Source organism: Methanobrevibacter ruminantium (genome assembly GCF_016294135.1).
Taxonomy (GTDB): Archaea; Methanobacteriota; Methanobacteria; order Methanobacteriales; family Methanobacteriaceae; genus Methanobrevibacter; species Methanobrevibacter ruminantium_A.
In genome coordinates, this window is record NZ_JAEDCO010000023.1 from 17,711 (window position 1) to 28,716 (window position 11,006).

The 11,006-nt window shown below is 31.9% G+C and carries 14 protein-coding genes; all 14 read right to left on the reverse strand.

The features are described from left to right. Positions 1–51: 51 nt before the first annotated feature. A complete protein-coding gene (locus VW161_RS06320) occupies positions 52–1,239 on the reverse strand; it encodes an NAD(P)/FAD-dependent oxidoreductase (RefSeq protein WP_304086427.1) in 1,188 nt (395 codons plus the stop codon). A 16-nt stretch (positions 1,240–1,255) separates the two neighbouring features. Further along, positions 1,256–1,423 (reverse strand): 4Fe-4S binding protein, encoded by a 168-nt coding sequence (locus VW161_RS06325; protein WP_292776291.1) that lies wholly within the window; start codon positions 1,421–1,423, stop codon positions 1,256–1,258. Between the two features lie 356 nt (positions 1,424–1,779). Next, a complete protein-coding gene (locus tag VW161_RS06330; RefSeq protein WP_304163230.1) occupies positions 1,780–1,911 on the reverse strand; it encodes a hypothetical protein in 132 nt (43 codons plus the stop codon). Positions 1,912–2,169: 258 nt separating this feature from the next. Next, positions 2,170–2,775, reverse strand: coding sequence for an acyltransferase (locus tag VW161_RS06335; protein WP_295606154.1), 606 nt, complete (start codon positions 2,773–2,775; stop codon positions 2,170–2,172). Positions 2,776–2,898: 123 nt separating this feature from the next. After that, on the reverse strand, positions 2,899–3,210 hold the full coding sequence (locus VW161_RS06340; protein ID WP_304086420.1) for a hypothetical protein: 312 nt from the start codon (positions 3,208–3,210) through the stop codon (positions 2,899–2,901). An 84-nt stretch (positions 3,211–3,294) separates the two neighbouring features. Then, positions 3,295–4,440 (reverse strand): ATPase, encoded by a 1,146-nt coding sequence (locus tag VW161_RS06345; RefSeq protein ID WP_304086418.1) that lies wholly within the window; start codon positions 4,438–4,440, stop codon positions 3,295–3,297. Positions 4,441–4,558: 118 nt separating this feature from the next. Next, on the reverse strand, positions 4,559–5,977 hold the full coding sequence (gene argH, locus VW161_RS06350; RefSeq protein ID WP_325192797.1) for an argininosuccinate lyase: 1,419 nt from the start codon (positions 5,975–5,977) through the stop codon (positions 4,559–4,561). A 914-nt stretch (positions 5,978–6,891) separates the two neighbouring features. Then, entirely contained in the window at positions 6,892–7,050 is a 159-nt protein-coding gene (locus tag VW161_RS06355) for a 30S ribosomal protein S27ae (protein ID WP_296869229.1), read from the reverse strand. A 27-nt stretch (positions 7,051–7,077) separates the two neighbouring features. Beyond that, entirely contained in the window at positions 7,078–7,395 is a 318-nt protein-coding gene (locus VW161_RS06360) for a 30S ribosomal protein S24e (protein ID WP_295606135.1), read from the reverse strand. A 55-nt stretch (positions 7,396–7,450) separates the two neighbouring features. Next, positions 7,451–7,954, reverse strand: coding sequence for a GTP-dependent dephospho-CoA kinase family protein (locus tag VW161_RS06365; protein ID WP_304086409.1), 504 nt, complete (start codon positions 7,952–7,954; stop codon positions 7,451–7,453). 224 nt (positions 7,955–8,178) lie between these two features. After that, entirely contained in the window at positions 8,179–8,355 is a 177-nt protein-coding gene (gene spt4, locus VW161_RS06370) for a transcription elongation factor subunit Spt4 (protein WP_304086575.1), read from the reverse strand. A gap of 5 nt (positions 8,356–8,360) precedes the next feature. Next, the gene (locus tag VW161_RS06375) at positions 8,361–8,933 is read right to left on the reverse strand and encodes a DNA-directed RNA polymerase (protein ID WP_304086573.1); all 573 of its coding nucleotides are present in this window, start codon (positions 8,931–8,933) and stop codon (positions 8,361–8,363) included. Positions 8,934–9,141: 208 nt separating this feature from the next. Continuing rightward, on the reverse strand, positions 9,142–9,546 hold the full coding sequence (locus VW161_RS06380) for a type II toxin-antitoxin system VapC family toxin (RefSeq protein WP_304086406.1): 405 nt from the start codon (positions 9,544–9,546) through the stop codon (positions 9,142–9,144). Positions 9,547–9,610: 64 nt separating this feature from the next. After that, on the reverse strand, positions 9,611–10,834 hold the full coding sequence (locus tag VW161_RS06385; protein WP_298537291.1) for a translation initiation factor IF-2 subunit gamma: 1,224 nt from the start codon (positions 10,832–10,834) through the stop codon (positions 9,611–9,613). Positions 10,835–11,006: the final 172 nt, after the last annotated feature.

Here is an 11,006-nt window from a genome sequence, read left to right on the forward strand (position 1 = left end):
TTGGAAAGAATTTTGGTCCAGGTTTTCAGGCCTAAGGCCTGGAAAGCTGGCCTATAAGAATAATTTACGTAATTTTAAAGCTGCACTTGGTTGCACTTTAATTAATGCTTTTACAAGTTCAGTAGTACCGAGTGTGGTAAATTCAAGATCTCTGAAAGCATGAGCGATACTGTTTAAGTCATCATCACTCAAACTCCATAAGTAGTCACAAGCTTTGCTGTATTTGTCCATATCGTGGCCCATAGCTTCGTCTACCAAATCAGCGTATTTCTTAAGGAATTCTTTAGAGCAATCTCCTGCTGCAATAGCTTCAGCAGCGATTTGTCCTGCTAATTTACCACCAGTAATACCGCTGGTGATTCCTCCACCGGTTAATGGGTTAACTTGGCTTGCTGCATCTCCACAAAGCAAGATGTTGTCATTGTACATTTCTTTTACAAGACCGCCAACAGGGTCTCCACCTACATTCAATTCTACAGGTTGAGCATCCTTAAGTGCGTAACAGTTGTTTACAGCATCAACTAAGTATTCGTAAGCGGATTTTTCAGCCATTTCAGGAATGATAGCGAGTCCTGCATTTACGATATCGTCACCTTTAGGGAATAACCAGAAGTAACCACCAGGTGCTACGCTACCGAAGTAGAACTCAAGAACATCGTTTCTTTCCATTTTAGCATTACACATTTCAAACTGTACACCAGCTTCCATGTGTTTAGGTTTGGTGATAGCCTTTAATCCTGCCCATTTAGCTACGTGGGATTCAGGACCATCTGCACCGATAAGGATTTTAGCGTTAATGTCGTAAACTTCACCCATGCATTCACAGGTTACAGTGTAGGATCCGTCTTCCTCTTTCTTAAGACCTTTTGCTTGGGTTTTGATTCTGATTTCTGCTCCTGCTCTACCAGCTTCCATAGCTAAATGCTTATCAAAGACTTTTCTTTCCAAGATGTAACCTGCTTCAGGCAATTCTACTACATCGTTAGTTAACCATACATCAGTTCCATCTGGAGCGATTAATCTGATACCTTCGATTTCTTGGGTAATCCAATGAGGGTCAGCTTCAAGCTCTAAGATTTCAAAGGTTCTTTTGGAAACACCTTCTGCACATCTTTTAGGAGCACCGATTTCAGATTTCTTATCCATGAGAATTACTTTTGCCCCACCTTTTGCAGCAAATCTAGCTGCAGTGGAACCAGCAGGTCCAGCACCAATAACTAATACATCAGTTTTAATCATAATAATCAATCCTCACTTATTCCTCTTCCATTTCCAATGCCGCTAAAGGACAAGCATCAACACAAATTCCACAGTTATTACAGTTATCATCAAAAACTAAAGCAGTTTCCTTTACTTCTATGCAGTTTCTTACACAGACACCTGCGCAACAACCACAGTAAGAACACCAATCTTTTACAATCATAATTAAATCTCCATAATAATTTCAAATTAAACTTAACTTAATTTCAGTATAAAATCATCAATTTATTTTAAAATATTTTAAAACCCAAAAAGCAATAAAATAAATAGTCTTAGAATATTTTAGAATAAATAGTCTTAATATATAACATCAAAATATATATTTTTTATTATATATAATCTTTAAGGAATTTTTGGAAAAATAAGGAAAAAATAAGGTTATAAAATAGAAAATAATCAAAAATAATAAGAAAAAACTAAAAAAACATATTAAATCAAGCATCAAGATTAATGAAAAAATTAAACCTTAAAATTTTATGGATAATAATATTGGGGATAAAACCTATAAAGTTGATTAACCTAGTCCCTATTGTCATAAGGGGAAGTATAAGTTTCAACAGGACGATATCTCTCTAAAACATATTTAGGTTCCTTATTTTCTAAACTTGATGGATGATAATAGTGGTAATCTATTTTCTGATTCTTATCCATTGTATCTATTATATTATAAAAACAGCCCACAAAATTATCAAAATAAAGACCAATGATAAAATACCTAAATAGAATATATATTTTTTATCCATAATTATTCCCCAAGAATCATTTCCTTAAAAAATAAGAATAGCATAATGTCTAATAAAAAAACCTTTTATAAAAATTTAAATACTAATTGAAAAAATTAAGGAATTAAAAAAATAAAAAATAGGATTAGGCAAGACAAACTGAGAAATTTAAAATTAATCCAAGTGCCTAAATCATATTAGGTACTCTTAATGAAGTAGGCAATGGCTTGATTTTTGCAGGTGTACCAATAGCCAAGTAATAAGGAGGTACACTACGGGTTACAACAGCACCAGCAGCTACAATAGCTCCTTCACCAACTTCAATATTGGATAGGAATGTAGTGTTTCCACCAACAGAACATCCTTTTCTAAGTTGAGGTCCTTTCAAATCATATTCCACTCTGACAGGATATCTGTCATTGGTAAAGCAGGCACATGGGCCAATGAAAACATTATCTTCAATGATACTGTTTCTTGGAATGTATACATTTGATTGAATGCTTACATTGTTACCGATTTCACATCCACCTTCAATGACAGTGTTTGTACCTATCAATACATCATTACCAATAGTAGTATGATCTCTTACAACAACATTATGTCCAGTTTTAAAATCATCACCAATGATTACATCATTATAGATTACAGTGTTAGACCTTAACAAGATGTTTTTACCTAAAACAGGGTCTTTACTAAATCTTTTATAATTAACTCCTAATTTGATTCCTTCCCTAATTAGTCTAGGGTCTTTAGAGTCATTATTGTTTCCACGTAAATTTAAAAAACTAGGCATAATATCACCTCTTTAAAAAGTTCAATTAACTTAAAATTTTTACAATGCTAATATATTCAAATAATAGTATGTTTAATAAAGTATAAAAATATAATGATTTAAATTGAATATTTTTTAAAGAAATTATAGATTCAATTCCCTTAGTTTTTCATCCAGTTCCTCATCGCTAAGCTCATCTTCCTCTTCAAGTTCCATTTCCTCATCCATGATTTCATCTTCACCAGAAGCAATCTGTTGAGCTCTTATATTTTCCTCTTCAAGATATTTTTCCTTATTCTCTTCCCAATCGGCCTTGATTTCTGCAATCAAGTCATCATCAGCTTCAATGGCAGGTCCAGTATAAGAACAATCCTTACATTCCCATTTTGACCAAACCTGTGGAATAATCCAATCTATATTGCTTGAACCGCAACGTGGACAAATAGTTCTTTTCACATTATCACCTTAATAAGATTAAAAATTTTAGAATTATAGAAATTAATAAAAATATAAAATTCAAAATAAAATTTAGCTTAAATTTTAGTCAGTATTATAAAAACTCCATATCAAGTCCAATGCCTCACCGGGTTCAAGTACACCTGATCTGGTTTCCCTTAAAATTCTTTGAATTGAGTACCTTTTCATGTGCGGAAACTTCTTGTGAACTTCATACAGCAAAGGACATCCGAATCCTTTAAACTTAATTAAATTATAATGACTAGTCAATGATTTGTTCTCTAATTTTGACACGGATAATGAAGCAGGTAAGTTGAGCCTAATAATCTTATTATTTTCAAGTTCTTTATCTAGATAAGCTTGTTCATTTTCACTGTTTTCATTAATTATTATTTCATTTTCATCAAAATTACAAACTTGTTCAGTTATGCACTGACTTCCAGTTGCCAACATATCTCCAAAAATCACAATAGGAATTTCATTCTCCAATGCATATTTGTATAAAGTGTCTTCAATGATTTTTGAACATCTTCCACATGGGTGGAATCTTCCTGTAAATGACTCCTCAATCAAATCTGCATAATCCACTGGAATGTATTCATGAGGAACATCCAATTCACTTACCAACTTGTCAATATTATGCTTGAATTGCTTTGGAAGAACAATTGTTCCAGGATCAACTGTAATTGCTATTGGATTGAATCCCAATTTCTTTGCCAATATTAATGAAAAGCTGCTGTCAGTTCCGCCAGACAATGCTACAATAGCTGCTGGCTTTTCAGCTTCAAAATATCCATACGGACTTTCATCCAAATCCTTGAAATACTTGTAGAAATTGAATGAATAGAGATTATCCAATTTTATCTTTAGAATGTCTATCAAATTGTTCAATGCTATGAATGAACCGTAATCCAAATTTTCCTTGTTTTCGTTTACAAAGGAATTTAGCTTATTCAATGAAAGATTCATCCTATACTCCTTTTGAAGGAAATCAGAATAGCTTTCAACATGAATGCTCGCTATTTCAAGCTCTTCTCTGAGTCTGCCAACAACCCATCCTCCTTTTCCAATTATAGCAGATTTGTCTGGACGGTCATTGGTGATTATCCACATTTCATTAGTGTCCTTGTCATATAGAACTTCCTTAATGTCGATACTGACTTCCTCATGACCTATTTCCTTTCTAATCCTATTGATGTGATTTAGAAGAGCATTTACATCATATACCATATTTCCACCATTTACAAACAAAAATAATAAATCTTAACAATATCTAATCAATTATGAAAATATTTTAACAATAGTTATAAAATGATTGAAAAAATAAAATAATTGAAATGAAAAACAATTAGATTCCTTGTTTTTCAAATTCATTATCTAAAAATATGTTCATATTGTCAATAGCCAATTGGACCATTTCAGGGGAAGGTCCTCCAGGAACATTTCTTATCTTAACGTTTTCAATTGGATTCAATGCATTGTGAATCAATTCATCATCAAGACCTAACTTTTCAAATCCAAGTTCCTCTGCAACATTATCCACATATGCACCATCGATTTCACTTGGATTCACTCCTTCAGCAACTGCCTCATTTACAATTCTACCTACAATCTTATGAGCTGTTCTGAATGGTATCTTTCTTTCCCTTACCATAATGTCTGCCAAATCAGTAGCTGTAGCGAAGTTAGCTCCTGCCAATTCAAGACATCTTTCTGTATTGAAAGTGACAGTCAAGAGCATATGGTTTACAATCTTTAAGGTGTCAAAAGCCACATCACATGCATTCCATAAGTGAGGAGTGATTTCCTGCAAATCCCTGTTGTAAGTGTATGGAATAGCTTTCAATATTGTAAGGATAGTTACAAGTTCACCGTTTACAATAGCGCATTTTGATCTTGCAACTTCTGCAACATCAGGGTTTTTCTTCTGTGGCATGATTGAAGATGTTGATGAGTATTCATCAGCTATTGAAACGATTCCAAACTCGTAAGTGCTCCAAAGAACCAATTCTTCACAGATTTTGGATAATGTAGTGCAAAGAGCGCTTAAGTCAAATACGGTCTCTGCAATGTGGTCTCTTGATGAAACGCCATCCATGGAGTTTTCAAGATAATCATCAAATCCTAATAATTGAGTTGTCAATTCCCTATCGATTGGAAAACTTGTAGTTGCCATAGCAGCAGAGCCTAATGGGTTTAGATTGACTCTCTTATAAGTGTCATCCAATCTTTGGTAATCCCTTTTTAGCGCTTGTGCATGTGCCATCAAGTGATGAGCCAATGTAACTGGCTGTGCATGCTGCAAGTGAGTGTATCCGATCATGACGGTTTCCTTATGCTCCTTTGCAAGTTCAAGGATACCTTCAATGAATTCAAGGATTCCAATTTGAATTTCAGTTATTCTGTCTCTTAAAAGAAGTCTTATGTCAGTTGCAACTTGGTCATTTCTTGACTTTGCAGTGTGCATGAATCCTGCTTCAGGACCTACAAGCTTTGTTACATAGTTTTCTACAGCCATATGAACGTCTTCAACAGAATGGTCAAATTCAAGGGCATCGAAGCCTTCATCACTAAGCTTATCCAATGCTTCAAGAATCTTATCCGCTATTTCCCCACCTATAATTCCTTGTGCCTTAAGCATTGAAGTGTGAGCATAATTGCATTGAATGTCTGCATCAAAGATAAATCTATCAAATTCCAATGAAGAGGTGTATACTGCAGCTTCATCGGTCATTTCCTTTTCAAGTCTTCCAGTTCTAATTTTCAAGGATATCAACTCGTTAAATTTAATAATAAATGAAATTTTTAATTATAATATTAAAATAAGAATTCGTGAAAATTCTTTAATTAGTTATATATTATTAAATTTTAGTTTTAATAATTTATATAAATATCTAAAATAGATTAAAAAAAGGACAGTTAAACTGCATTGGGAAAAATAAAAAATTACGAAATTAAAGCAATATTAACTGTAAAATAAAGAGAATTAATTCATAATTGATAAGATTTAAATAATATAAATCTTAAAATAAGTTTAAGGGTTTACACCTGATGTAAACTCCTATTTTGAGAAAATTGGACGTCAAGGAATCCAAATATTATTTTGGATTCTTTTAACGTTTTTAAATTTTATACTATTTTTAAAATTTTAAATTGGAAACAAATTAGTTACATATTTTATGATTCGTTTTTTTAGTGCAATATAACTTTTTCAAACTCAAACAATATTTTCAAATTGATTAAATTTGTTTAAATGAGTTTAATTTACAAAATAAAAGCAATTTATCAGTTAAAATAGAATTTAAAGCCATAATATTGGTTAAATTTATAAATAATTAATTTAAATTATTATTTAGGTTTCGATATCTAAAATAAATCATCAATTTTCTCAAAATCAAGGAGGTGAAATTATGGTTGTGACTTTGAGACAAGTTTTACTTGTTTCCCTTTTCATTATTCAAATGATCTTAATTTTCATTGAGTAAACTGTAGTTTCATGACTGTTGAATTTTACAAAAAGTTTTAGGTCTGATTAACCTTAGATATCCTTTTATCCTAATTTTGAATATTGAATAAAAAAATAGTAGAAAATAGTAAAAATAGTTTAAAAAAAAAGCATGAAAATATGTTTAAATAATAAAAATAATTAAAAAAAGTAAAAAAGTAAAGTAAAGAATAAATCTATTCTTTAGTTTTCATTTCAGTGTATCCACATTTACCGCAAGCGAATCTGTCACCGTGGTCAGCCATGAATACGCCTTCACCACAACGAGGACAGAATGGGTTTTTCCTTACGATTTTGTCTCCTTCTACAGTGTATAAATCTTTTTTATCAGGCATAATAATATCCTCCTAAACATTAATCATTTATTCTTCCGCTTCATCTTCTTCTTCAGCAGGAGCTTCTGGTTCTTTGTTCTTTTCAATGATGCTTGGTTTTTCTACATCAATTAAAGATGATTCTCTACCATATACTTTAGCGTAACCAGTTGCTTTAGGTTCACCATATCCTGGTTGAATGTTGTCTACAACGATTAATTCTTTTTTAGTGTCAAGCATAGCAACTAATTTGCTTTTGACATCTAAAAGCTTAGGAGTTGGTTCTCCTACATATGAAACATAAAATTTAACTTCAGTTCTATCAAATAAAACGTTTTCTTTCTTTTCAAAAATTTCGATTTCCATTATAAAAACCTCTCATTTAGGGTTTGAATTTAATTAATTATAAAATACAATTAAACTAAGCCATTTCCTTAAAATAAGTCATGAGCTTAGCAGCTTTGTCTTTTCCATCAGAAACATTTACAAAGACCAATCCTTCGTTAGGCTGACCATATAAGATAACAGCATCTTCAGGTGCAACCAATAAGCATGGAAGAACAGCAAGATCCTCTTCCCCTTTAACTACAATAATGCGGTTTTCGCTATCTTTTAAAGTCAAAGAAATAGCTTTTTCTATGGTTTCCCATAGATTTTCAGTGATTGTACCTGCAGGATTGTCTGCCTCTAAAATGTTTTCTGTACGAATAATATCATGATTATGATCTTTACGTTGAATACGATTGTCAATGATTCCCAAATCCGGAATCAAATCATTATCAACGAGATTTTTAGTGGTTTGATCACCAACAGAGATTAAGAAATTAGCTTCTTTAATCATAGGAATTGCATCGTCAAATTCGCCATACAATTTACCTAATGGCTTTTTGAATTCATCTATTAAATTCTCATCTAACTTAAACAAGTTTTAACCTCTATCAATAAATCTCCAATAATAATATTTTAATTAAATATTTGAGCAAAAAATATATAGTAAAATAATTATTATACTTTAATATTTATCTAATTTAAGATATATAAAGTTTAGCATAAAAAATGCCCTAAAAATAGAAAAAATTGATTTTAGAAAAAGAAATGATAAATAAAAACTAAAAAAATAGAAAAAATAAAAAAAATAAAGTAAGAAAATTACCTTACTCTTAAAGCGTATTCGCCAGCTTTTGTAATTCCTAATTCACGAGCAACATCAGACTCTTCAGGATCAGTTACAATTAAAAGACCGCTCCAGTTGGAAGAGGTAGGGTTCTTACATTCTGGGCATTGCTCTTTTTCAGTTAATAAACTGCAGTGAGTACAAGCTTTCAATACCATTATTCTTCCACCTTAGCATTTGCTTTTTCAATTGCCTTATTCTTTTCAGCTTGAATCCATTCGAATTTACCTAAGTTAGGTTGTCTCATGGTAAGACCAATCTTAGATTCCTTAATGGATTTTCCTTTAAGACTTAAAGTAACTATTCTTGCTCTGATTCTATCTCCTTCAGTTAAGACCTTTTTGGATTCGTTACCTAAAAGAGATGCGTTTTTAGGATTATAGTTAATATAATCATCAGTTACTTGAGATACGTGTACAAGACCTTCCATAGGACCGATTCTTACAAATGCACCGAATTCAGTAATGTCAGTCACTTCACCTTCAACAATTTCCTGTTGTTCCGGCTTGAAGAAAATTGCATTGAATACAACATTATGGTAAGCCGCACCATCACCCATAATGAGCACTCCTTCACCAATTTCCTCAATGCTGACAGCACCGACCATTAAACCTAAATTCTTATCGAGCTGTCCGACGTATTCCTCATTTAAAGTTTCAATAGCTACATCTTCAAGAGGTTCATCAAATCTGTAAGGTGGAATTCTTACAGTTCCCTCAATAGTTGTCATGTAATACAAAATAATCCCTCGTTTTAGTGAAATTTAAATTTTAAATAAATTTGTAATAAAGCTAATTTTAAAATTTTATAAATTCAATGAATTTTATGAGTTTATAATTTTAATAAATTTACAGTAATGTGAATATTAATTAAAAATATAATAATGAAACTATTTAAAGTTACTTATACTGCATATAAGTTTGCATATAAGTTAACCATTAAATCAGATAACCTTCAACTGCAAGATATTTCTTTTGCCTTAGAATGATTAATGCAATTCCTTTTTTCTTGGCTTTCTTTCTTAGATTTGCATCATTTGTCGCCAATACATTGGACACTCTAATCAATGCATCATCTACAGATTCGCCATCATTTAACGGAATGTCTCTAATTTCAATTTCACCGGATTGTGCAATTTTCAAACCTAATCCTGCAGCTAACCTAACTTTTCCTTTGCTATTCTTTTTAAGGCCTTTAAGCTCATTAATAACAAATCTTGTAGTGACTAATTGATAATTAGGTAAAATTCTTTTGAATTCCTCTAGAATATCTACATTGAATTGAAAAGGAATCATAAAAAAGTTAGTATCAATAAATACTTCTCTTTTATCTCCAGATCCCATGTTATCACTGACTAAATTTTAAAATTAATCCAATAATGAGAAATGATTTTCAAAAAAAATCAAATTATTGAATTATACCAAATCCAATTAATCTCCAACGTGCACCTACTCTACGGGATAAAGCTACTCTGTCCCCTTTGTCTGCACATACAGGCAATTTTAATGCAACGCTAACGTTTTTCTTAACTTTAGTCACAACACCAATGGTGGTGGTTGTACCACAGTTAATCATTAAAGGTTCCTTGATTTTAATTGGATCTACTTTTCTTTCATCTTTAGTTCCTACAACACGTTCTAAAAGTTCAGTTTTCATATCAAAGCTATGCAATACTTCAGGCAAAGTGCCTTCAGCACCAGCAACAGAACCAGATAATGAATCTGCTTTAGTTAATGCAGGATCTAATTTAGTAGCTACACCAATAAGTCCTCCAGGACCTACTTCTTCAACAGATTCTCCACCGGCTTCCAATCCAATGATTTCAGAAGTCAAGCTGATCCATTTGTTCTGTTTGCTTTCTTTAATATTAATTCCAGGTCTAATTTCAATCATGTCCCCTAATTTAAGGGTACCTTGAACTAAACTTCCACCGATTACTCCACCTTTAATCTTTTTAGGGTGGGAACCCGGCTTATTAATATCAAATGACCTAGCTACATGCATTCTAGCAGGTTTATCTAATTCTTTTTCTGGTGTAATTATTACATCATTGATAGCTTTAATGAGAATATCGATATTAGCTCCTTGTTGAGCAGATACTGGAATGATTGGTGCATCTTCTGCACAAGTGCCTTTTACAAATTCCTTGATTTCATTGTAACTCTCAATAGCTCTTTCTCTAGGAACAATATCCACCTTATTTTGAACTACAACTACATCTTTAACACCGATAACATCAAGTGCCATCAAGTGTTCCTTGGTTTGTGGTTGTGGACATTCCTCGTTAGCTGCAATTACCAATACAGCACCATCCATAATTGCTGCACCAGATAACATGGTAGCCATTAAGGTTTCGTGTCCTGGAGCATCTACAAATGATACTTTTCTAATTACTTCAGTTTCACTTCCACAATGTTCACAAACATCTTTAGTAGTGTAACATAAAGGCTCTTCACAATTAGGACATTTTCTAAATTCAATATCCGCATATCCTAAACGGATTGAAATACCTCTTTTTGTTTCTTCACTGTGAGTATCTGTCCATACACCAGATAATGCTTTAGTAAGTGTTGTTTTTCCGTGATCGACATGGCCCACAAGTCCTATGTTTACATCAGATTGAACTTTCACAGATTACACCTTTAATTTTTTTAAATAAATAATTTGAATTAAATAATAAACATAAATGAATATTAGTTAATAATGATAATTAATAATAAATTCAACAATGAAATTTATATTAATATTGAATTACACTTATGAATAATCTTCTTTTTTTAAATTAAAATCATATTTATAATTC

Excerpts from the sequence above, each read along its gene's own strand:
- VW161_RS06320 (WP_304086427.1), bottom strand. The coding sequence starts at position 1,239 with ATGATTAAAACTGATGTATTAGTTATTGGTGCTGGACCTGCTGGTTCC.
- VW161_RS06325 (WP_292776291.1), bottom strand. The coding sequence starts at position 1,423 with ATGATTGTAAAAGATTGGTGTTCTTACTGTGGTTGTTGCGCAGGTGTC.
- VW161_RS06330 (WP_304163230.1), bottom strand. The coding sequence starts at position 1,911 with ATGGATAAGAATCAGAAAATAGATTACCACTATTATCATCCATCAAGT.
- VW161_RS06335 (WP_295606154.1), bottom strand. The coding sequence starts at position 2,775 with ATGCCTAGTTTTTTAAATTTACGTGGAAACAATAATGACTCTAAAGAC.
- VW161_RS06345 (WP_304086418.1), bottom strand. The coding sequence starts at position 4,440 with ATGGTATATGATGTAAATGCTCTTCTAAATCACATCAATAGGATTAGA.
- VW161_RS06355 (WP_296869229.1), bottom strand. The coding sequence starts at position 7,050 with ATGCCTGATAAAAAAGATTTATACACTGTAGAAGGAGACAAAATCGTA.
- VW161_RS06360 (WP_295606135.1), bottom strand. The coding sequence starts at position 7,395 with ATGGAAATCGAAATTTTTGAAAAGAAAGAAAACGTTTTATTTGATAGA.
- VW161_RS06375 (WP_304086573.1), bottom strand. The coding sequence starts at position 8,933 with ATGACAACTATTGAGGGAACTGTAAGAATTCCACCTTACAGATTTGAT.
- VW161_RS06380 (WP_304086406.1), bottom strand. The coding sequence starts at position 9,546 with ATGGGATCTGGAGATAAAAGAGAAGTATTTATTGATACTAACTTTTTT.